The organism is Legionella lytica (genome assembly GCF_044626755.1).
In the GTDB taxonomy this organism is placed as follows: domain Bacteria; phylum Pseudomonadota; class Gammaproteobacteria; order Legionellales; family Legionellaceae; genus Legionella; species Legionella lytica_A.
On the sequence record NZ_JBGORX010000001.1, the window covers coordinates 1,671,629 to 1,693,882 of the forward strand.

Consider the following 22,254-nt stretch of genomic DNA (forward strand, 5'->3'; position numbering starts at 1 on the left):
CTTTACCAGTTACTAAAGCGAGAGGTGAACGCGGGCTCATCGCGAAACAATTGATTTTTAATCGCTGCTGCAGCCTCTTCAGGGGTTGCACAGCCCAGAGTATTACTGGCAGACAAACCACGACCCAGGCTAGCATTAAAAACAGCAGGATCTTCTTTATTATACAATTCGCGTGCTTTCTCGCAGGCGTTTAGTGCACTTTGTGTGGCTTGTGATGCCTGCTCCGGTTGAAACATAGCGTACCGAGCGTAGGCTTCGCTCAACATCAAACAAGCATAGGATGTATAAAAAGGTAAGAACTTTTTAATCGTTATTATGAGCGCGTGTATTTTACTCGCGGCTTCGGGGTCATCTTGTTCATTATCCAGGCCTTCATAAACAGAAAAACAGTACCGCTGTAAGGCGTGAATTGAACCGTACTTAATTGCTTCTAATAAATAACCCTTTTCAATAGAAGGAGTCTTCCTATCCTTAAAAGCCAATGATTGGTTATAAAAATAAGCGCCTAAAAATAAATTAAAGGCTTTTTGGTGTGGCTGCACATAGAACGCCACTTGAGCGTCGCCCGTCAATATCGTACCAAAGGTACTCCAGAGACTTTCCCAACTGTATTGAAACTCAGCTTCAAGACAAGTCTTACTGAATTCTTTGCTGTTCCAGCTTAATTTCACAATAAAATCAAACTGATTGTGCTCAATTAAATTCTGCACCGATTTAATTTTTTCCTCAACTTCCAAAGCTAAGAAATCAGTTAAGAAGGTGTTTTCTATAGCATTTAGAGCCATGTGCTCTTTTAATGTATTAACGTTTTTTGGAAAAAACACTATGGATGATCCTTGTGCCAAATACTGTTAGTGTAGCTTTTTTGACCAACTGTATCAAGGAAAAAAATTAATCCGTCCTTCTGAGACTGTGTCATAAAGCAAGAATTCGAGTTAAACTGCTACAAAATTTTTATCATTAATTAACTATTGTGCTATCCAACTCTTGCGACTCATTAACTGGCGTGGGCCCTGCACTGGCCGCCAAATTGGCGAAATGCGGCATCCATACCGTACAGGATTTACTTTTTCATTTACCCTATAAATATCAAGACCGCACCCGAATTACCCCCATTCAAGATTTACGCCCTAATGATTGGGCGGTCATTGCCGGGCGAATATGTAAAACGGAAGTGAAATCGGGTAAACGCCCGATGTTACATTGCTATGTTGATGATCAAACAAGCATAATTAAACTGCAATTTTTTCATTTTAATAAGCAACAAATCACCAGTCTAAACAATTGCACCATGATTCATGCTTTTGGTGAAGTGCGCGAATTCAATGGTCAATTAACCATGACTCACCCAGAGTATCAATTATTAAATGAAAATGAAGAATGCATTGTCAATGAAACCTTAACCCCTATTTACCCTTCCACACAGAGCTTAAGTCAAGCGCGAATTCGACAAATTGTGCTTATTGCTTTGAACCAATGCGCGCAAGAACTGCAACAATTAGAATGGATGGATGAAACTTTACTGCAAGCCCATCATTTTTATCCCTTAGCAGAGGCAATTAAACTATTACACAATCCGCCCCCGGACATTTCTGTTCAATCCCTGGAAGAAGGAAAGCACCCGGCTCTAAAACGCTTAGCCTTTGATGAATTGCTGGCTCAGCGCCTTAGTATACAATTTGCACGCGAGTCACGTAAAGCCTTACAAGCGAATCCCTTACCTGTGGATAAGGCATTAAACCAACGCTTTATTGACTCATTGCCTTTTCCGCTCACTCAAGCACAACAACGTGTAGTGCAGGAAATCAGCTACGACTTAACACGAAGCAAACCCATGTTGCGTTTAGTTCAAGGGGATGTCGGCGCAGGAAAAACCATTGTGGCCGCATTAGCCGCGTTGCAAGCCGTCGCTAATGGCCAACAAGTTGCCTTTATGGCCCCTACTGATTTATTAAGCGAGCAGCATGCAACGAACCTGGTTAAATGGCTTGAGCCTTTAGGCATCACGATTTATAGGCTTAGTGGTAAAATGAAAATCGCTGAACGTCGCAAATCATTTGCCGCTTTAGCGGATGGCAGTTGCCAACTGGTTATTGGTACTCATGCACTATTTCAAGAAGAAGTCCGTTTCGCACGTTTAGGCCTGGTCATTATTGACGAGCAACATCGCTTTGGCGTTGAACAACGCTTGTCATTACAACAAAAAGGGCAGCAGGATCAACTCATCCCCCATCAATTATTAATGACCGCAACACCCATTCCCCGTACGCTGTCTATGACGCATTTTGCTCATTTAGATAGCTCAATTATTGATGAGTTACCGCCAGGACGGATTCCAGTTGCAACTGCCGTCTTAAGCCAGAACAAACGTGAAACAATTGTTGAACGTTTACAAATTGCCATCGCCGACGGACGCCAAGTGTATTGGGTTTGTACTCTTATTGAGGAATCAGAGAAACTTCAATGTATGGCTGCGACCGAAACCGCCGAAAACCTACAAGCTCAACTTCCCAATGCACGCATTGGGTTAGTGCATGGACGCATGAAAGCTATTGAAAAAGAAGCAACCATGGCCGCCTTTAAATCGGGAGAAATTAATTTATTGGTGGCAACTACCGTGATTGAAGTGGGCGTTGATGTGCCTAATGCCAGTTTAATGATCATTGAAAACGCGGAACGTTTAGGCTTATCGCAATTACACCAGTTACGTGGACGTGTTGGTAGAGGAAGCACTCAATCGCATTGTATTTTATTGTATCAAGCCCCCCTATCTCCTCAGGGTACGGAACGTCTAAAAATCATGCGCGCAACCAATGATGGATTTATTATTGCGGAAAAGGATATGGAGCTACGTGGCGCAGGAGAAGTCTTAGGCACCCGACAAACTGGATACCGACAATTTAAAATTGCCGATCTCAATCGTGATCGGGAGTTACTAGCGCTGTTACCTCCCATTGCTAAAAATCTAGTACGAAACGCACCGGCCACGGCCAAAATGATTACCCAGCGTTGGTTAGGCGATTTCGAACAATTTTTGCAAGGATGACTTAAAAGGACGAATGGCCGCAGTTTCCCCTCTCATAATTCTCACCCTCACGAATTACCAGGGCTTCATCATAGGTGAAGAGAGCCCTGGGCTTTTACCTGTAATTCGAAAGTACTTTAAATAAGAAGATTCGCAGTAATCGCTCTTCGTTAGAAGCAGGTTGGCTGCATTTCAAAAATATTTTAAAAAAACACCAAGTCAAGACTGTTTTTTATTTTTTTCTTTGTTAATATACCCAGCCCTGATTTCCACACCAAACAGACACTTCTGTGGATATCTCCTCTAAGCACAGCGAATAATAAAAAGACACTATTTACCTTAAACACGACAAAACCCTTATTTTACTAGGTGAGTATACTATTTTCTTGCTTTTACCGCTCAAAATACTTATCCACAAATTCTGTGGATAAGTCTGTGCATAGGATGTAAAACAACCTGTATAAAATCATGGTTTTTAAATTTTTAATACACAATCATTGCTAACCATGTTTAAATACCCACAGATCAAAAAACAGACTCTTCTATGACCCAAGACAGATACTGGCAAGCTAAAAAAGTCACCATTATAGGCGGCATTTCTAATGCGCTCTTAGGGGTAATTAAATTAATCGGTGGCACTTTATTTCACTCTCATGCGCTCATTGCTGACGGGCTGCATTCTTTTGCAGATCTCATTACCGATGGCATGGTGCTATTAGCCTCCAAATACGGCAGCCTTGATGCAGATGACACCCATCCTTATGGCCATCAGCGTATTGAAACAGCAGCAACATTCTTACTATCTTTATTACTTATTCTTGCAGGTATTGGTATTGCCTGGGATTCTGTATACGAGCTTATGCATGCCAGCTACACCATGCCCCAATGGCTGTCGCTGCCAGTCATTTGTATCTCTATTCTGGCAAACGAAATCTTATTTCATTACACCTTACGCGTAGGTAAACGCATTAGCTCTAAATTAATCATTGCCAATGCCTGGCATCATCGTACCGATTCAGCGTCCTCACTGGTGGTATTAATCGGACTAGTAGGTAGCTTGGCAGGATACGCTTATCTTGACACCGTCGCAGCGATTATTGTGGCGCTAATGATTGCAAAAATGGGCTGGGATTATGGTTGGCACAGCATTAAAGAATTAGTCGATACCGCTGTAAGCCCTGCCCTCTTAGCTCAAATTGAACAAGTGATTCAAAATGTACCGGGAGTGGAAAAAATCCACCAATTGCGCAGTCGCTTTATGGGTGAGAATGTGCTTATTGACGTCCATATTTTGGTTTCCCCAAAAATATCAGTCTCTGAAGGTCATTACATTGCGCAGCATGTACACCGAGCGCTCGTTAACCAAATTGATAGTGTCACCGATGTTATTGTCCATGTAGACCCAGAGGATGACGAAGTCTCAAGCCCTTCACTCCACTTACCCAGCCGCAAGGTAATCTATGAGCAATTGCTCACTGAAGTACACCTTAATTTCCCTCAGATACTCTTTTGGAACCTGCATTATCTGGATGGAAAAATTAGCATTGATATCGTTTGCAAAGAGCACTTTAACCAATGGCAGGAATTGCACGAACAAGTAATCCTGGCCTTGAAACTGCAATCAGATATTAATGAAATTCGCTTGTTTAGTTTGCATGAGGTCATGCATCGAGAATAATTACTCTTGACTGACTAGCTTAGCCTAATATCAGGAAGTACATAGTAAATGTATGTTCCATCATGCGTACCACGTTCAAACCTAGGTAATCGAGCTTCTATAAAGCTCGTAACCCATCGAAATTAAGAGTAAGCCCCACTCTATATTTACGTGACCTCAGGGCTTTTTTTAGGTAAAATATGCCCCCAAAACTTTACGATTTTCAAGATAGGCATGATTCATGTTCTCTGCTACCAGTTTAAAAATACTCTTTGGATGCTCCATTTTCGTCGTGATTTTGCTGGCTGGCTGGTATCCTTTTAAAAAACGCATAAAAGATGATAAGCATATTGATTTTCCTGTGGGAGAAACTTTAGCGACAGGCGTATTTTTAGGCGCCGCTTTACTGCATATGCTGCCTGAGGCAAACTCCATGTTTCAAACTATGGGCTATAACTATCCCTTTGCCTTCATTATTACCGGTGCCGTCTTTCTAATTTTCCTATGGTTTGAACATTTAGGTAAAGAGCTCTACCATCACCACAATGCAGAACATCCTGCTTTTGCTTTATTAGCCTGGGGAATGCTCTCGGTTCATTCCATCATGCTCGGTGCAGCCTTAGGGTTAGCTCATTACAATTCCGTGATAATTATGCTGTTTTTGGCAATCATTACCCACAAATGGGCAGAAAGCTTTGCGATTGCTGTGCAACTAAATAAAAGCTCAATGACGATGAATCAAAGTCTGATCTTCTTTATTCTGTTTAGTTTCATGACTCCTTTAGGGATTTATTTTGGTTGGTATTTTGGCCATGGCGTGGAAACAAACTCTATTTTTGATCCTATTCTAATGGCTGCTTCAGCAGGTACCTTCCTTTATTTGGGTACCCTACATGGATTAGAGCGCTGCGTTATGGTAGAGCGCTGCTGCAATCTGAGTGATTTTAGTTTTGTAATTATTGGATTCTTATTAATGGCTACGGTAGCTATTTATGTCTAACTTCTTCCAGCAGCAACCGATAATCCTTGCTTCGGGTTCCAGCATACGCAGTAAATTGCTGCAGTCGCTGGGACTTGAATTTACGGTTATCCCCTCTCAGTGCGACGAAGAAGTCCTTAAAGAGTCTTTTGCTAAGGAAAACACACTCGAACTAGGTTATGCACTGGCCGCTCATAAAGCATTGGATGTAAGCCAACATTACTCAGAACATTTTATTATAGCCGCCGATCAATTGTGTTTACTGGGCAATATCTTACTAAATAAACCACTGGACCATCAAACAGCGATTACGCAGTTAAGTCTCTTAAGCGACCAAACTCATCAGCAAATATCCTGTCTTTGTATTGCAAAAAATAACCAAATACTATGGCAACACCATGAAGTAGCTGATTTAACCATGCACCCGTTAAACAAGCAGAGTATTGAAGCATACCTGCTTAGCGAAAAGCCCTACCATAGCTGCGGCTCCTATCACTATGAAAATCAAGGGAAATGGTTATTTCAAGAAGTAAAAGGAAATGAGGACACGATTCTTGGACTTCCACTATTTCCATTAACCCAAGCCTTAAGAAAATTAGGTGCTGTACATTTTTAAGAAAAAAATGCCGTCATTGCGAAATCAAAATAATAATAATCGGGAAACAACATGCAAATAACTAAAATCCATGCCCGTGAAATCTTAGATTCACGTGGTAATCCTACAGTTGAAGCAGACGTTATTTTAAATAATGGACTAATGGGAAGAGCAAGTGTGCCTTCGGGAGCCTCCACCGGAAGCCGGGAAGCCTGTGAATTACGTGATAATGATCCCAGACGTTATTGTGGAAAAGGAGTACAACAGGCTGTTGCTTCAGTAAATACTGAGATTAATCAGGCATTAAAAAATAATTCTGTTGAGGATCAAGAAGCTTTAGATCACGCTTTATGTCAATTAGATGGCACAGAAAATAAATCACGTTTAGGAGCCAACGCCCTGCTCGCCGTTTCTCTTGCCGCTGCCAGAGCTCGAGCAAATACCCTAAATCAGCCTTTATATGCCGCGTTGAATCAAGGCGAAGCAATGAGCATGCCTGTGCCCATGATGAACGTGTTAAATGGTGGCGCGCATGCTGATAATAATGTAGATATTCAAGAGTTTATGATTATGCCTGTGGGGGCTTCTGATTTTCCTACCGCCTTACGCATGGGAACAGAAATTTTTCATGTGCTGAAATCAGTATTAAAACAACAAGGTTTGAATACCGCTGTAGGAGATGAAGGAGGCTTTGCTCCCAATATTAAATCCAATCGCCAAGCCCTAGATCTGCTTAGCGAAGCGATTAGCAAAGCCGGCTTTAAATTAGGCGATGAAATAGTACTGGCCCTTGATGTGGCCGCCTCCGAGCTTTATAAGCAAGACAGCTATCATATGGCCTCAGAGAACCAGCAATTCAGCTCAGAACAATTAGTTAGCTACTATGCGGATTTGGTTGCCAACTACCCCATTGTCAGTATTGAAGATGGTCTGGATGAAAAGGATTGGGCTGGCTGGAACGAATTAACACGTCAATTGGGTGGCAAAATTCAATTAGTTGGAGATGATGTATTTGTTACCAATCCTAGAATTCTACGCGAAGGCATTGAACAAGGCATTGCCAATGCCATTCTTATTAAAGTTAATCAAATCGGCACCTTGAGTGAAACGAGACAAACTATTCAATTAGCCCATGCAAATGGCTATCGTTGTGTGATGTCGCATCGCTCTGGAGAAACAGAAGATACGTTTATCGCAGACTTAGCAGTGGCAACGGGTTGCGGGCAAATTAAAACAGGGTCCTTATGCCGTACTGATCGAATTGCCAAATACAATCAATTGCTGCGCATAAATGAGATTTCTTCTCTTCCCTATCCAGGAAAAACAGCATTAAAAAGATAATTCTGCTGCAAAAAAATCGAACCAGTCCGTATTAGACTAAGATAATACGGGCTAAAATCTCTTTCTTTAAATATTTTTCGGCCCTAATAAAAGAAATAAAATCAAACAAAAAGAAAATAAAGCAAACTAAATGCCAAAATTAAAATCAAAATAAACTGGAAAGTCAAGTCTCTTGTTCTATACTCCATACCATAGTCTCAAAAAGTTGTAGCGATGGTTGTTTGATGAAAGAAGTTGCTGTAGAAAACTATATTCCTATCGAAGCGCGTAAACAGCATATTGTAAAATACCCAATTTTTTGTTTGCTGCCCCCAGATTCAATTCATCAACTCGCCCTGTTGGTTGAGGAAGTTCACGTGCAACCCAATGAAGTTATAGTCAGTGAAGGGGATTATTTTGATGGCTTCTTTCTCATTGTTTCAGGAACTGCTTCTGTATCCAAATCCTTAAGAAGAATCAAAAAAACTAATCCTCGGCACGTAATCACCTTGGGCCCTAATAATGCAATTGGTCTCAATGATTCTGGATTTCATTCCCAGCAAGGAGTGAGAGTCGCATCAGTTATCGCAAAAACAAATATGATTTTATTACGTGTTGACTTGCTTAATTTTTATAGTTTCTTAAAAACGCATCAAACACTCTATCCTTCACTCCAACAGACTAGTGAGCGATTTGTATTCATGAATCTAGCGCGACATGCGCTAAGTAATTTACCTACAGATAAGATTAAAGAGTTGGTAGAAAAAACACAAACGCATATAAACCCCGTAGCTAATGAACCTGCTCAGCTGAGTCAAAATGTAGTTTTTCTCCATGAGCAAAATAAACCTAAGATTTCTCGTCTTGAGCAGGTGCTTTTTACACAAATTAATGCTAAAAATACACTAGAAAATCTATTAAATAGTGGATTAATAGAATTAAATAATGATGAAATTTATGTAATCATGGTAAAACTGCACAATTTGGGATTTAGGGATTTTGACTTAATTACAGGTCCAGTTAAACCTCCTTCAACCCCAATTTTGAAAAAATTTATCAAAAAAATAACACATTTTTGGAAAGGATAATCCATTTGTGAAAGCAAATACATATCGAGTTTTTATCTTAACCCTCATTGCCTGTTTGACACTGACCAATTGTAAAAATGACAAACCGGTTTCATTTCCTGGCTATGTTCAAGGAAAATTTACTTATATTTCAGCTTATTATTCCGGAGAATTAAAACAGCTCAATGTAACCGCCGGCGATACAATCAAACAAGGACACCCACTTTTTACCTTAGAGCCCTCCCCAGAAAATACCGAACTACTCGCGGCCGATGCACGTGTACAACAAGCTCGTGATGAACAAAAAAAACATGAATCCAACTACTCTTTACAAAAAAAGAACCATGAACGCAATCTATTTTTATTTAGAAAGCAGGTCATATCCAAAGAAGAGTTAGAAAAAAGCAATGATGACTTAACTACAGCAATAGCCAGTAAAAAAGCGGCTGAAGCCAACCTGTTAGAAGTACAAGCAAAACAAAGCCAAGCACAATGGTCATCAAAACAAAAAGCCGTCATCGCACCTGTAAATGCATTAGTATTTCAAACTTATTACTCCGAACACGAGCAAGTACCCGCCAATAAACCTGTACTCTCATTACTTACCGCAGGCTCATCAAAAGTAATTTTTTACGTTCCGGAACCATTACTCAGCACCATCAAGCTCAATCAGCTAGTGCAGGTTGCCCGTGATGGGCAATCGGAAGTAATCAAAGCAAAAATTAGCTACATATCACCAAAAGAAGAATACACCCCTCCGGTGATTTTTAGTGATGCTGAGCGAACAAAACTGGTATTCAGAGTTGAAGCTCTTCCACTCACAGAAAATAACGCGGCGGTCCATCCTGGCCAACCAGTTACTGTATTTATGGATAACAATAACTAAATATGGACGAAAATAATTTAATTATTGATGTTAAAAACCTAGGAAAAAACTTTGAGCATCGGCCTGCTGTTGTTAATGTCAGCCTGCAAGTCAGGCCAGGAGAAATCTATGGTTTTCTCGGGCCTAATGGCTCAGGAAAAACGACTACCATTCGCATGCTATGTGGCCTTTTAACCCCAGATCATGGCGAAGGAACGTGTCTTGGCTATGATATATTAACGCAATCGAAAACAATTCGCCGCCATGTGGGATATATCCCTCAGCATTTCAGTTTATATAAGCAACTTACAGTTTACGAAAATATCTTATTTATGGCGGAACTCTATGGGGTTTTTAACCGTAAACGCGCAACCCAACAAATCATGGCTCATCTCGGACTTAGCTCAAGGAAAGAGCAATTGGCAGGAGGACTTTCTGGTGGCTGGAAACAACGCCTTGCCCTGGCTTGCGCATTAATACACCAGCCCTTTTTATTACTCTTGGATGAACCAACAGCGAGTGTGGATGCAGAATCGCGTATGGATTTTTGGGAAATCATGCGCGATTTGTCTTCAGAAGGAATGACCATATTACTTAGTTCTCACAATATGGATGAAATTGAACGATGCCATCGTATTTCCTATATTTCTGATGGAAATTTGCTGCTTAGTGGAAAAATTAAAGAAATCATTCGTGATATCAATCTTACCACCTGGAAGGTACAAGGAAAGAACCTCCTATTACTGGCCAAACAACTCGAAGCACTCCCTGAAGTCGAGCAAGTCATTACTTTCCTAGATGCACTGCACATCAGCAGCAAAAATCAGGAAACCTTAAACAAAGCCATTAAACCTTTTTTAGAAAATCCAAATTTTACCTGGCAAATGATTCCACCTTCGTTGGATGACGTATTTGTCTGGATGACAAAACATCAAGCAGGGAAATCCTAAGCTATGGACTTTAAAAATTATCGCTCTTTGCGGCTATGGGGCATGTTCAAAAAGGAGTTGCGAGTAATATTACGTGATTACCGCACCTACATTTTTGTGCTTATTACCCCCTTTTTGCAAGCGGTATTGTTTGGTCTGATTATTGATCACGATGCACGCCATATCCCGACTATTGTGGTCGCCAAAGACCAATCCCCAATCACCGACAGCTTGATACAATCGTTTCGTAATACCAGTTACTTTAAGATTAAAGACGTCATTCAAGACGAAGTTGAAGCGGATAATTTATTAAAAAAAGGGGTTGTCCATTTTGTCATCCATATTCCCCAGGATTTTACTCGCGATCTGATTCGCAATGATTCACCGCATATCCTTTTGGAAGGAGATGCCAGCGATCCTACTGTGATTAATAATGCGTTCCATGCTTCTGCAGCAATCGCAAAAAATACCTTAAAAGAAATTGCGTATGGGCCTTTAAAATATCTTGAACCCCAAGAACCAGGTTTTGTTATCGATACCCATGCCAAATACAATCCCGCGGTTAAAGCTCAATATCATACCCTCCCAGGCTTATTAGCCACTATATTAACCATATCTCTGGCTTTAGTAATGGCCATTTCCATTACCGGAGAATACGAAAGTGGTACTATGGAAATGTTATTGATCACCCCCATTTATCCCCTTGAAGTCATCATCGGTAAGCTATTACCTAATATTCTTTTAGGCTATATTCTATTTTTTTCTATATTGTTTGTTTCGATTTTTCTTTTTAAAGTTCCTTTTTACGGCAGCATCCCATTGCTTGCTCTTGCCGCATTTCCTTTTATTATTGCGAACCTGTCCTTTGGAATCGCAACCTCATGTATTGCAAAAACCCAATTCCAAGCAGCACAAATCGCCGGAAGTTATACGCTCCCTGCAGTTTTATTTTCAGGCTTTTTATTTCCCACAGCTTCCATGCCTACTTGGGCACAATGGCTTAGCGATTTATTTCCCGCCACCTATTTTCTGAAAATTAGCGGGGATGTCATGTTAAAGAATTCAGGCTTTATTGATATTTTACCTAATATATGGCCCATTATTATATTTGCTATAGTACTTATATTTATTAGCTATAAGTTTTATCGTAAGACTTTGGATTAACTGCCAAATCGATATCAGACGGTATGGTGTACAGATTTCGTATTACGCTGTGATAATACAGACTAGATTGGCACTACTTAAGATTTCTCACTATGTTGTAACCATCGATTCACCGCCAGCATATCCTCCGCACATAAGGTACCTGCCTCTTTTTTCAACCGTAATAAGTTAATAATATAATCATAGCGAGCGGACTCATAATGCATTTGAGCATCCAGTAATTGCGTTTGTTGTGTTAAAACATCAGTTAAGCTGCCTGCCCCAGAGACATAACGCTGTCTTAGGCCATCCAAAGAGCTTTGCGCTGATTGAATTGCATCACTTGCATAGCGAATTTTCTTAATATTTGCGGAAATATTGCGATAACTTTTACGCGTCTCATAAGTTACCTCGCGAACAGAATGTTCCAGCTTCTGCTGAGCGATGCGAAAGTTATATTTAGCTTTACGTGTAGCAGCAACTACCAATCCTCCGGAGTAAATGGGGACATTTACATTAAGAAATGCGCCAGCGTTACGTACGCGGCTGGAACCTGCGGCAACAATCAAACTTCCTTCGGAATAGTGAAATGCATTATCATCGTACAATAATTTAGCATTAACGGTGGGTAAATGCTCACCATAGCGGGCCTTTATTTTTTCCCGAGACGATTGTAATTTTAATTGATTAGCCTTAACCACCCAGTTTCCGCTTAGGGCCTTATGCACCCATTTATCCATACTGGCGGGTTGCGGAGAAAGCAAAGGTATTCTCTTGTGCAGATCAGCTAAAGAAGAATATTCAAAAGAGGTAAGTTGCGTTAAATACTCCCTATCGGAGGCCAACTGAGTCTCTGCCGAAATAAGATCAGACTCTGCCGCACTGTAAGAGGACTTTGCCACATAGACATAACTTTGAGTGGTTTTTCCTACCTTAAGTTTTTGCTCCACATCATACAATTGCCTCATTAACGCTTTTTGATGCGCCTTAAGATAAGCTACTCTTTTTTCACTGCGTAACACGTTAAAATAAGCATCGCTAACCCGTAACATTAAATCTTGTAACTCAGAATTCAGGCGTGCTACAGCTTCGCGCGCAGCTATTTTAGAAGTCTTATATCGAGAAAAAGCACCAAAATTAAAGATGGGCTGCGTGATGCTAAGCCGCATTTCGTAACTGCGTAAAGTATTACGTGGAGGCTGGATTTCGGGCACTATCGCGCCATAGCTGTATTGTTTATCTGCAGAAGGCTGAAGTTCAAGATTCGCATTGAGTAACAGATCTGCTCTGCTAATAGCAATATCTTCTTTATTAGATAAAGTTCTGAGAATAGCCTCTTGGTATATATTGTCGTGGGTCAATGCCTGCTGAAACACGCTCATTAGATCAGCAGCATTACAATGAAGAGACAGCAATAAGCTGGCGGTTAATACTATGTTCTTTTTCACGTCACCTGAATCCCTGGCTTTTTATAAAAAAGTAATGTTAGTCTATGGCACGGCGTCCTGAAGAATTTACGACGACGGAGCTCCTGAATGCAGCAAAAAACTTATCAAAAGTCCCTTACTACATGCGGGACGAGTGTATCTTGGTTCTCTATTAATCTTTCTTGTAAGGTAAATACTCTGGCACGGTTTTGGGATAACATCCTTTTATCTGGCGGTAGTAATCTAGTATCTGTGGAAAATCCACACTGATGTCGCCAGTAGGCCAAAATGCTTCCCGAATGCGCACCTCTTTCGACGCATAATCAAGAGCAACCATAGCTAAAGGAAGCTGTGCTTTACAAGCAATATGGTAAAAGCCTTCTTTCCATCGAGTTACCGGTCCACGTGTACCTTCAGGGGTAATCGCGAGTCGAAATTCATCTTGAGAATGAAATAAATCCACCACTTTATCAACCGCATTATTCTTTTTAGAGCGATCGACAGGTGCTCCGCCTAATATTCTTAAAAGAAGGCCTAACGGAAAAAAGAAGAGCTGGCTTTTTGCTAAAAAATTAATTTTTACGCCAAGGGAAAAACGGGCAAATAGTCCAATCGGGAAATCCCAATTACTGGTATGTGGAGCAACCACAACCAAATATTTTTTATCTTTAGGTAACTTACCAACGACTTTCCAGCCAAATAATTTTAAAATGAAGTGTCCAAATTTTTGCATAACTTAAAATCTATAATTATTTGTACTCCATTATATACTTTTTACAGGGCATTTTGATACCTCTTTATCTTTTATTCACCGTTAAGTCAAACTCAACCCAACAAATGTACTAAAATTATACATATATGCGCGTTGCTTAGGAGCAGATCATGAAAACACACGATCAAGCACTGTATTTTTCCCACCCTCGTTTGCTGGGTGCAATATACTTTGGATTATTATCCGTAGTTGGAACCATTTTGATTGATGCATTTCTCTCACTAATAGGAATTGAAGACTACGTACCACTCTTTGAAGCAATTATCGTGGGAATGATCGTTGCCTCTGCCACGGGCGCACTATTTGGTAAACAAATCATTCACTGTCCGAAACCTTATATGGCTAAAACCTTTGTTATCGGTTTTTTAATGGTTCTCGTATCATTACCTTTTTTTGCCCTAGGTCTGCTCTTCTTTATGGACAAAGGAAGTGCAGCCTTATTTTCAGTCAGTAGTTTTAAAAATTTAGCCTACTCCTATCTTGTCATTCTCGCATACAGCTATATACTCTTCGGCTTCTTACTTGCTATTGCAGCAGGAGGTGCCGCTATGTATTTACGTGGATGGCTGGTATACGATGTCTTACATACCGATAAAAGAAAGAACATGCGTCTGCCACGATTCGTATCCGCTCAAGCTCGGGGTAAAGCCTTGCATAAAGTACATACAACGCATCATAAGAAAATATAAAACCAGGGGTTATTTACATTTTGCCACAAAGAGACAAAATGGCCCCTAAATATGGGGTATGGCTCATTGATGCACGTTTTAAACAATAAAGAACAACTGTTTGCTTTATTAGCCGAAGGCGCAACGGTTATAACGCCCAACAACAGACTTAGTGATGCCATAACCCGGCAATATTTTCATACGCAAAACCGCAACACGATAGATAAACCTATTTGCCTGCCCTATGGCGTTGCCTTGGTAAAAGCCTATGCTCAGCTTAATTTTACTGCCCCAGTAGAAACATGCCCTACCCTATTAAATAGCCATCAATGCCAGTATCTCTGGCGTAAGTTAATTAAATCACGTACGAATATTACTTACAGCGAAGGCTTATTGCAGGCGGTAATCAGCGCTTGGGAGCGTTGTGAGCTATGGCAAATTGCCTCAGATGATCCACATTTTCACTACACACCACAAACACGGCAATTTCAACAATGGTGGCAAGCATTTAATAAAGACCTGAATAAAAAAAATTTAATTGCCGAATGCCAGCTCGTCCCTTATTTAATTAATGCTTACAGCCCCTTATTATCTGGCCCGGTAATTTGGGCATGCTTTGATGATTTCACCCCACAACAAAGCCTGCTACAACAACACCTGGAGCAACAAGGATTTCCCCAGTACCAATACGACCTACCCACGCGAGTCACTGATGTCAAATTGCTGGCAGCACACGATGAAAAAGAAGAGTATCAACAATTAATCAGCTGGTTACACTTAAAAATCCAGGAAGGGAGTCAGCGTATTGGCGTGGTGATTCCTGATTTACAACAAAAGCCATCGGCAGTTCGCCGGCTCTTGGCACAGTATTTTGATCCGGCGGTGTTGAATGTCTCTTTAGGGCAGGCCTTAAATGAATTCCCACTAGTTGCTCATGCCCTCTGCTGGCTAAATCTGGATGCCAAATCCATAAGTGCGCACCAAGCGGCATTGCTACTGCAATCACCATACCTTGGTGGTGCCAAAGAAGAATTCCTTGCTCGAGCTGAATATCTGCAAAATAGTGTTCTGTTAGAAGATCAACACATTCCCTTTACCCAGTTTATTAACGAGCTGGAAACCTATACGCCTAAGCTTGCGGCCCTAATTAGCCAAATCAGCACCTACCCAAACGACGCCTCCGTGCAGGATTGGATAGAACTGTTCCAAAAACGTTTAAACACTCTTGCTTTTCCCGGAGATTATGGATTAAGTTCTGCTAATTATCAGTGTTTTTCCCGATTTTCCCTTCTTTTTGATGAATTGCGGCAGCTAAGTATACTCTGCCCTCGTTTAACGAAAACAGAAGCATTAGAGACTTTTGAACAGCTGGTAGAAAACACGATTTTCCAAGCTCAAAAAACCGACTCGATCATTCAAATATCCGGCTTATTGGAAGCTTCAGGCTGTGAGTTTGATCACCTATGGATGACGGGCCTAACCGATCAATGCTTACCACAAAAAGTAAGTTTATCAGCGTTTATCCCACCCCAGCTACAACGTGACCGACATATGCCCCATAGTCTTCCTGCGCGAGAATTGCACTTTGCAAAACAAACACTAAACCGTTTGCAACAATGTGCCAACTCAGTAGTATTTAGTTATGCCGAATTACAAGGGGATACCCCTAATTTACCTTGCTCTTTAATTACCGGGCATCCTGAATTTGTTCGTTTAGAAGCAGAAACTAATCTTCTACAAGAAACTCAGTTAATCGCTATTGACGAATCGTTTCTGCTGCCCATCAAAGCCGAAGAGCAAATTTCTGGAGGGACAGCACTACTCGCGAATCAGGCCAAATGCCCGTTTAGATCCTTTGCTGAGCATCGTTTACGTGCCAAAGAATCATCACAAACCACGGATGGGCTGGATGCAAAAACCAGAGGGCAAATAATCCATAAGGTCATGGAGTTGTTATGGCAAAAACTACAAAACCAACAGGCGTTATTTACCTTAAATGCTGCCAGTCTAGACGAGCATATTGATGCCGCAATTCATATGGCTTTGGAACCCTTGACCCAACAGCATCCAGAAACGTTCCCTGAACTGGTACGCACCGTGGAATATACCCGTCTTAAACGCTTAGCCCTAAGTTATCTGGAATGGGAAAAGCAACGTAGTCCTTTTACTATCTCCGCCTTGGAGCAGTCATTCACCATTAATTTGGCCGGCCTGGACTTCAATGTTCGTGTGGACAGACTTGATGAAGTTGCAGATAAAAAATGGGTCATAGATTATAAAAGCAGCCTTCCTAGTAGCAAGCCTTGGTATGAAGAGCGCCCGAAAGAACCACAATTATTACTGTATGCATTATTAGATAAAGAAATTAATGCCCTGCTCTTAATACAAATAAAAGCCGGAAAAATTGTTTGCAGTGGTTTTAGTGAAGAAAAACATGCAATTAGTGGTATTAGCACATTAAAAAAAGATGAGACTTGGGAAGACTGTCGGGACCATTGGCACAATCAATTAACTCATTTAGCAGAAGAGTTTCAACAAGGTCATTGCGCCCCCCAGCCAGCTCAATTAACAATTTGCCAACAATGCTCGTTTCAAAGCTTATGTCGCTTCCAAGCTAATCCATCATGAGTGCAAAAAGAGACCATTTACTTTGGTTTTTTCGCTCTTTGTGTTATAAAACCACTTGATGTCGTCTAGCCGACTGTTGTAATAATGTGTACAAACCTTATTAATTTTTAAAAGAGAGCGATCATGCCCTTATATTATACAGACGCTAAAACCCGTATTAATGCTTTCCATGACCAATTAGAAACAGTAAAAGCTACACTTACCGAGATAATCAACGATAAAGACGTTGCCGAGGAAATAAAAGCACACATCGATGTAATCCAAAACTATTACAACACGTCTTTGCGTGCCGCAAAAAATGAAAAAACGCAAAATGCAGTCATCCATAGTTATCAAAACTATATTAACTTATTAAAAACTGCCCATCAAATGGGAACCCAAAAACCCGTGGTCTTAGGTCCACTAGACGAATTTTTTAAAGCATCAAATGAAGCGATAGGTCGCGAATACGATGCGCGAAGAATTAGTGCCTTCTTCCATAACTGTTATAAAATATGCGAACTTACATTCTGGGCATCAGCCGCCATCACGATGTATGCCTCTATTTTCCTGGTTGCCTTACCCATGTTGATTGTACAACCCACTTTAGGCCTGGCCGTATCAATAGCCGTGGGTGGCATGTTTTTGAAAACCACGAGCAATTGCCTCGAGTGTTTTGGTGAGTTTAAAGGCACTGCTCGCCATAGCACAGAATATGTTACAGAAAAAGCATTGCTTTCATTTTTCCAACCTAAAGCACCCGAAATGCCAGAGCAACTTGTTGAGGTAGTCGATAGCCAGCTTACTTATTAATTTACATTTTTGCAGCCATTAGAACATTTTAATGGCTGCACTGAATAATTCTCCCCTCCAAGTCACGTCTCTACATTGCGAAATTTAACTAGATGTTTAATAATGATAAAATCGCGTAAACTAAGGAGTGTACATGCCACTCAAATTAACAAGAACAAAAATCATTTACAGTGGCCTAATTGCTTGTCTACTAAGTAGTTGTGCACATCCTCCTTATAATAATTTTAAACCTCGAAACCAGGTTGCCCGTGGCACAATAATTGGTGCCACGATGGGAACAGCGATTGGGGCTGCGGCCACAGGAACCGTTCCAGGAGCCCTGGCAGGTACCGCTGTAGGGGGCACTGTAGGTGCTATCTTGGGTTCAGGCACCAATCCCAGGCACCGTATTATCAGAAATTTGACCAAATGCGATATTCAATTTGTGCAATACGGCGATACCATGACCTTGATTATCCCCACCGATAAGTATTTCATGTTTGAAAGCCCTCGTCTCAATGAAATACGCTATGTTGGTCTTAACCATATCATTGACCTATTGAGACTCTATCCTGATAACCCCGTTTATGTTGCAGGATTTACCGATGATGTAGGCACCGAATACCGTAAAACCAGATTATCCCAGGCCCAGGCAGAAAGTATGATGACCTTCTTATGGGCTAATGGCGTTCAGGCCACTCGCTTAAAACCGGAAGGCTATGGCGATAAGAACTCCGTCGGCGATAATGCATTTATCCATGGAAGTGCATTTAATCGACGCATTGAAATTCAATGGTTTATTGGCAGAACTCCGCAAAAATGCTGTGTTATGAGGCCCAATAAAGTAAATTTCGCGATGAAATAAGAAAAACCTATCTTCCTCTGTTCACAGCAGGTAATACGGGATAGGATAGAGCAAAATCACCGTATTACGCTGCGCTAATACGGGCTACAATTCAACGATGTTTTAAGGTGTACTAATGCATTCACGATTCTTAGGTGGAGTTCTTTTAATTGTTGGAACCTCTATAGGAGGTGGCATGCTCGCCCTTCCTGTTGCCAATGCCGCCACTGGTTTTTGGCAGTCCTCTGCTTTTTTATTCGTATGCTGGGTTTTTATGACTTTAGGAGCATTTTTTATCCTGGAAGCCAATCTGTACCTACCCAAAGGTAAAAATATGGTCTCTATGGCGTCAGCCACCTTAGGGAACTATGGTTTACTCGCAGCCTGGATAAGCTATTTATTTTTACTCTATACCCTACTCTCCGCCTATATTTCAGGGGGTGCTGATGTTTTAAATAGCTTACTCGATAAAATCGGTTTGCACCTTAGCGATTGGCAAGCCAGTTGTTTATTTACTTTTTTGTTTGGGCTTATTGTGTATGGTGGAATTCGTTATGTCGATTATGCCAACCGTGCCCTGATGTTTGGTAAATTAGCCGTCTATTTTTTATTAATTGTTCTGATTGCACCCTACATTGACGTACATAATTTCCAGCATGGGGATATACGTTATATTGGTGGCACCCTAATGATTTTAATCACCTCCTTTGGCTTTGCGATTATCGTCCCCAATCTAAGAGAGTATTTTGATGACGACATCAAACAGCTAAAAAAAGTTATTCTTATTGGCTCCTTAATCCCTTTATTTTGTTATTTAGCCTGGGATGCGGTAATTATGGGTGCGATTCCTGCTGAAGGCAGTCAAAACCTTGAGAGCTTGATGCAAAACCCGCACACGACCAGCGCCCTAGCCTCCCTGCTGTCAAACCGAGTGCAAAGCCCTACCATTAGTGCCTTATTTAATTTCTTTACCTCCATCTGTATGCTTACTGCTTTCTTAGGGGTCTCTTTATGTTTATACAGCTTTCTCGCTGATGGCTTGAAATTACGTACCCATGGTGGTCATGGCGTTGGATTGTTTTTATTAACCTTTGTGCCACCATTATTAATCGTAATCTATTATCCTGGCGCCTATATTCATGCCCTAGGTTATGCCGGCATTTTCTGCATTATCTTGCTACTATTTTTACCGGCATTAATGTGTTATTTTGGAAGGAAAAACCACAGCTCAACCTTTATTGTTCCTGGTGGTAAAATAACTCAGATTGCCGTGCTCCTAATTTCCATATTACTTTTAGCACATGAACTCTGGGGATTATGGGGAGGTTAAGTAGGCCAGTAAAAGGTCTAATCTTGACTTTAATTGAAAAATAAAGTAGCATATTGCTCTATATTTGAGCATTTCTGGCGTATATCACATGACCAATTCAAAATTAATCGGTGGGATATTACTCATTGTAGGTACCTCGATAGGTGGTGGAATGCTGGCCTTGCCAGTATCAACAGCTGAAGTAGGTTTTACTAATTCTATTTTCTTCTTATTTTTTTGCTGGTTAGTCATGACGGCAGGCGCTCTGTTAGTTCTCGAAGTCAATCTGCGTCTTCCTGCGGGCAGTAATATGATTTCTATGGCAAAATCAACTTTAGGTCTGCCCGGACAAATTATTGCCTGGATCACCTACCTGTTTTTACTCTACACCTTACTTTCTGCCTACATTTCCGGAGGAAGTGATGTTTTTAACGACTTACTGCATAAGGTAGGTATTAATTTACCCACCAGCCTTACCTCCATCCTCTTCACCATTCTTTTTAGTTTAATTGTATACAAAGGGATTCGCTCCGTAGATTACGTCAATCGTGGATTAATGTTTGGTAAGCTGGGCATTTATGCCCTATTAGTGGTAATCATTAGTCCCCATGCCTCATCTGAAGGATTAACCGGTGGGTCTGCTCGCGCATTTACTGGAACATTGATGATCTTAATTACCTCCTTTGGTTATGCATCCATTATCCCCAGCTTAAGAGATTATTTTGGCGATGATATCCGTTCATTAAGACGCGTAATACTTTTAGGCTCATTAATCCCGCTGGCGTGTTACATTGTTTGGGATGCGGTGATCATGGGCGTAGTTGCTCGTGAAGGAGACAAGGGACTTATCGCTCTTATGAGTTCAGAACATGCCACCAGTGGCTTAACCGAAGCACTAAGTCAATCCGTGCAAAGCCAATGGATTAGTGGCTTTTTTGGATTTTTCACCTCCATCTGCATGCTTACTGCCTTTTTAGGCGTTTCTTTAGGACTCTTTGATTTTCTTGCTGATGGCTTAAAGCTAAAAAAATCAGGGAACCAAGGCAAATACATCCTAGCCTTAACCTTTCTTCCTCCCCTAGCGGTGGTGCTGTTAAATCCAGGAATCTATTTACATGCATTGAGCTATGCAGGGGTTTGCTGTGTGATTTTATTATTACTCTTGCCAGCAATTATGGCGTGGAAGGGGAGAAAAACTTGTGTGATGGCAGCAGAAAGCCATCTTATTCCTGGCGGAAATTCGAGTTTAGCCTTAATCGGATTTATCGCAACGGGTTTGCTGATTATTGCGCTGATGTATTAAAACAAAAAAGCCCACCGTGGTGTGGGCTTTTTTGCTTGTTTCATTAAAACTCTTAATGAAATTTACTTTTTTGGAAATCACGTACTAATTTTCTAGCCCCATCCATGGTATAGCCATAGTGCTTTTGCAATTTACCATAGATCTCTTCGTGATTACCTTCGATTTTTTTGAGATCATCATCAGTCAGCTTACCCCACATTTGTTTCATTTTACCACTGACCTCATTCCAACTTCCGTCAAAAATATCCTTATTCATTAGAGTTTCTCCTAAATTATATTTCGAACTAGTGAACTAATTTTCGCTAGTGCAAGTAAACTTAGGATATAATCCAACTACAAAAAATTAATACAAAACAATCAAAATATGAATAAAATCAGCTGATTAAAATGCAGATATTTTCATGACCGTCACGGGATGTTCTCTGAATTTATCGGTGCCAATGATTTCCCACCCTAACGATTGATAGTACTCAGGAATGGTATGATCCAAGGCAAAGAGGTACAGCGTGCTAAAACCAAATTCCTTTGCCTCTTGTTTGATAACTTCCACTAATTGACGCGCAATACCTTGGCCACGATACGCTTCATCAACCCCCAGAGAACCTAACCAAGGTGTTAAATCAGGACGAATACCATCGTTTTCACGTAAACTGCACATACCTACCGCTTTGCCTTCATGCAGCGCCACATAAGTCAATGGCATTGCATCCGAGTTTGCGTGATCTCGAAAGCGCTCTGCAGCTTGCTCTAGAGACACCTCAGGTAACCAGATACGTCCTAAGCCTTCATACCATATTTTTGCTAAATCGGGCAAAGTATGCTGATGATTTTTAAGCAGATCAATCGTTATCATATAGGTTCCTCCTGGATAAAAACTTTCGTTTCTCTAGTCTAACAAGTTAAAGCATTTTCTTGCAAATAAGATTAACCAGTCAATAATGTCCCCTCTATC

Annotated in this window: 20 protein-coding genes; 15 read left to right on the forward strand and 5 right to left on the reverse strand. The window is 40.9% G+C overall.

What is annotated here, in order from left to right; genetic code table 11:
• Positions 1-2: 2 nt before the first annotated feature.
• Positions 3-824 (reverse strand): DUF5630 domain-containing protein, encoded by an 822-nt coding sequence (locus ACD661_RS07025; RefSeq protein ID WP_400187116.1) that lies wholly within the window; start codon positions 822-824, stop codon positions 3-5.
• A gap of 149 nt (positions 825-973) precedes the next feature.
• Between ACD661_RS07025 and recG the strand changes: the two genes are divergently transcribed.
• From recG to ACD661_RS07070, 9 genes are all read left to right on the forward strand, one after another.
• A complete protein-coding gene (recG, locus tag ACD661_RS07030; protein WP_400187117.1) occupies positions 974-3,046 on the forward strand; it encodes an ATP-dependent DNA helicase RecG in 2,073 nt (690 codons plus the stop codon).
• Positions 3,047-3,569: 523 nt separating this feature from the next.
• Positions 3,570-4,703: a cation diffusion facilitator family transporter gene (locus ACD661_RS07035; RefSeq protein WP_400187118.1), complete on the forward strand. Its 1,134-nt coding sequence runs from the start codon at positions 3,570-3,572 to the stop codon at positions 4,701-4,703.
• Positions 4,704-4,923: 220 nt separating this feature from the next.
• On the forward strand, positions 4,924-5,682 hold the full coding sequence (locus ACD661_RS07040) for a ZIP family metal transporter (RefSeq protein ID WP_400187119.1): 759 nt from the start codon (positions 4,924-4,926) through the stop codon (positions 5,680-5,682).
• Entirely contained in the window at positions 5,675-6,277 is a 603-nt protein-coding gene (locus ACD661_RS07045; RefSeq protein WP_400187120.1) for a Maf family protein, read from the forward strand. The genes ACD661_RS07040 and ACD661_RS07045 overlap by 8 nt, the downstream gene beginning before the upstream one ends.
• Before the next feature lie 51 nt (positions 6,278-6,328).
• Positions 6,329-7,597, forward strand: a complete 1,269-nt coding sequence (gene eno, locus ACD661_RS07050; RefSeq protein ID WP_400187121.1) for a phosphopyruvate hydratase — start codon at positions 6,329-6,331, stop codon at positions 7,595-7,597.
• A gap of 224 nt (positions 7,598-7,821) precedes the next feature.
• On the forward strand, positions 7,822-8,664 hold the full coding sequence (locus ACD661_RS07055; RefSeq protein ID WP_400187122.1) for a cyclic nucleotide-binding domain-containing protein: 843 nt from the start codon (positions 7,822-7,824) through the stop codon (positions 8,662-8,664).
• 7 nt (positions 8,665-8,671) lie between these two features.
• Positions 8,672-9,529 (forward strand): HlyD family secretion protein, encoded by an 858-nt coding sequence (locus ACD661_RS07060; RefSeq protein ID WP_400187123.1) that lies wholly within the window; start codon positions 8,672-8,674, stop codon positions 9,527-9,529.
• A 2-nt stretch (positions 9,530-9,531) separates the two neighbouring features.
• Positions 9,532-10,458, forward strand: a complete 927-nt coding sequence (locus ACD661_RS07065; RefSeq protein WP_400187124.1) for an ABC transporter ATP-binding protein — start codon at positions 9,532-9,534, stop codon at positions 10,456-10,458.
• 3 nt (positions 10,459-10,461) lie between these two features.
• A complete protein-coding gene (locus ACD661_RS07070; RefSeq protein ID WP_400187125.1) occupies positions 10,462-11,601 on the forward strand; it encodes an ABC transporter permease in 1,140 nt (379 codons plus the stop codon).
• Positions 11,602-11,678: 77 nt separating this feature from the next.
• Here the strand turns inward: ACD661_RS07070 and ACD661_RS07075 are convergent, their stop codons facing one another.
• Both ACD661_RS07075 and ACD661_RS07080 read right to left on the reverse strand, forming a co-directional pair.
• Positions 11,679-13,028: a TolC family outer membrane protein gene (locus tag ACD661_RS07075; protein ID WP_400187126.1), complete on the reverse strand. Its 1,350-nt coding sequence runs from the start codon at positions 13,026-13,028 to the stop codon at positions 11,679-11,681.
• 151 nt (positions 13,029-13,179) lie between these two features.
• On the reverse strand, positions 13,180-13,740 hold the full coding sequence (locus ACD661_RS07080) for a 1-acyl-sn-glycerol-3-phosphate acyltransferase (protein ID WP_400187127.1): 561 nt from the start codon (positions 13,738-13,740) through the stop codon (positions 13,180-13,182).
• Positions 13,741-13,889: 149 nt separating this feature from the next.
• Between ACD661_RS07080 and ACD661_RS07085 the strand changes: the two genes are divergently transcribed.
• From ACD661_RS07085 to ACD661_RS07110, 6 genes are all read left to right on the forward strand, one after another.
• Positions 13,890-14,468 carry a hypothetical protein gene (locus ACD661_RS07085; protein ID WP_400187128.1) on the forward strand — a complete coding sequence of 193 codons (579 nt, stop codon included), beginning with the start codon at positions 13,890-13,892 and terminating at the stop codon, positions 14,466-14,468.
• Between the two features lie 69 nt (positions 14,469-14,537).
• Positions 14,538-17,075, forward strand: a complete 2,538-nt coding sequence (locus ACD661_RS07090; protein ID WP_400187129.1) for a PD-(D/E)XK nuclease family protein — start codon at positions 14,538-14,540, stop codon at positions 17,073-17,075.
• A gap of 123 nt (positions 17,076-17,198) precedes the next feature.
• The gene (locus ACD661_RS07095) at positions 17,199-17,867 is read left to right on the forward strand and encodes a DUF5638 domain-containing protein (protein WP_400187130.1); all 669 of its coding nucleotides are present in this window, start codon (positions 17,199-17,201) and stop codon (positions 17,865-17,867) included.
• Positions 17,868-18,000: 133 nt separating this feature from the next.
• A complete protein-coding gene (gene cmpA, locus ACD661_RS07100) occupies positions 18,001-18,711 on the forward strand; it encodes a C-OmpA-like family protein CmpA (RefSeq protein WP_400187131.1) in 711 nt (236 codons plus the stop codon).
• A 115-nt stretch (positions 18,712-18,826) separates the two neighbouring features.
• The gene (locus ACD661_RS07105; protein ID WP_400187132.1) at positions 18,827-20,020 is read left to right on the forward strand and encodes an amino acid permease; all 1,194 of its coding nucleotides are present in this window, start codon (positions 18,827-18,829) and stop codon (positions 20,018-20,020) included.
• Positions 20,021-20,108: 88 nt separating this feature from the next.
• The gene (locus tag ACD661_RS07110; protein ID WP_400187133.1) at positions 20,109-21,302 is read left to right on the forward strand and encodes an amino acid permease; all 1,194 of its coding nucleotides are present in this window, start codon (positions 20,109-20,111) and stop codon (positions 21,300-21,302) included.
• Positions 21,303-21,354: 52 nt separating this feature from the next.
• Here ACD661_RS07110 and ACD661_RS07115 read toward each other — a convergent pair whose 3' ends face one another.
• Positions 21,355-21,558 carry a CsbD family protein gene (locus tag ACD661_RS07115; RefSeq protein ID WP_400187134.1) on the reverse strand — a complete coding sequence of 68 codons (204 nt, stop codon included), beginning with the start codon at positions 21,556-21,558 and terminating at the stop codon, positions 21,355-21,357.
• Positions 21,559-21,684: 126 nt separating this feature from the next.
• Entirely contained in the window at positions 21,685-22,155 is a 471-nt protein-coding gene (locus tag ACD661_RS07120; RefSeq protein WP_400187135.1) for a GNAT family N-acetyltransferase, read from the reverse strand.
• Positions 22,156-22,254: the final 99 nt, after the last annotated feature.

What these genes read in the sequence shown, in the direction of transcription:
- ACD661_RS07065 (WP_400187124.1), top strand. Translation starts at nt 9,532, where the DNA reads ATGGACGAAAATAATTTAATTATTGATGTTAAAAACCTAGGAAAAAAC.
- ACD661_RS07090 (WP_400187129.1), top strand. Translation starts at nt 14,538, where the DNA reads ATGCACGTTTTAAACAATAAAGAACAACTGTTTGCTTTATTAGCCGAA.
- ACD661_RS07040 (WP_400187119.1), top strand. Translation starts at nt 4,924, where the DNA reads ATGTTCTCTGCTACCAGTTTAAAAATACTCTTTGGATGCTCCATTTTC.
- cmpA (WP_400187131.1), top strand. Translation starts at nt 18,001, where the DNA reads ATGCCACTCAAATTAACAAGAACAAAAATCATTTACAGTGGCCTAATT.
- ACD661_RS07085 (WP_400187128.1), top strand. Translation starts at nt 13,890, where the DNA reads ATGAAAACACACGATCAAGCACTGTATTTTTCCCACCCTCGTTTGCTG.
- ACD661_RS07115 (WP_400187134.1), bottom strand. Translation starts at nt 21,558, where the DNA reads ATGAATAAGGATATTTTTGACGGAAGTTGGAATGAGGTCAGTGGTAAA.
- ACD661_RS07080 (WP_400187127.1), bottom strand. Translation starts at nt 13,740, where the DNA reads ATGCAAAAATTTGGACACTTCATTTTAAAATTATTTGGCTGGAAAGTC.
- ACD661_RS07055 (WP_400187122.1), top strand. Translation starts at nt 7,822, where the DNA reads ATGAAAGAAGTTGCTGTAGAAAACTATATTCCTATCGAAGCGCGTAAA.
- ACD661_RS07110 (WP_400187133.1), top strand. Translation starts at nt 20,109, where the DNA reads ATGACCAATTCAAAATTAATCGGTGGGATATTACTCATTGTAGGTACC.
- ACD661_RS07035 (WP_400187118.1), top strand. Translation starts at nt 3,570, where the DNA reads ATGACCCAAGACAGATACTGGCAAGCTAAAAAAGTCACCATTATAGGC.
- ACD661_RS07095 (WP_400187130.1), top strand. Translation starts at nt 17,199, where the DNA reads ATGCCCTTATATTATACAGACGCTAAAACCCGTATTAATGCTTTCCAT.
- ACD661_RS07045 (WP_400187120.1), top strand. Translation starts at nt 5,675, where the DNA reads ATGTCTAACTTCTTCCAGCAGCAACCGATAATCCTTGCTTCGGGTTCC.
- ACD661_RS07120 (WP_400187135.1), bottom strand. Translation starts at nt 22,155, where the DNA reads ATGATAACGATTGATCTGCTTAAAAATCATCAGCATACTTTGCCCGAT.
- ACD661_RS07070 (WP_400187125.1), top strand. Translation starts at nt 10,462, where the DNA reads ATGGACTTTAAAAATTATCGCTCTTTGCGGCTATGGGGCATGTTCAAA.
- eno (WP_400187121.1), top strand. Translation starts at nt 6,329, where the DNA reads ATGCAAATAACTAAAATCCATGCCCGTGAAATCTTAGATTCACGTGGT.
- ACD661_RS07105 (WP_400187132.1), top strand. Translation starts at nt 18,827, where the DNA reads ATGCATTCACGATTCTTAGGTGGAGTTCTTTTAATTGTTGGAACCTCT.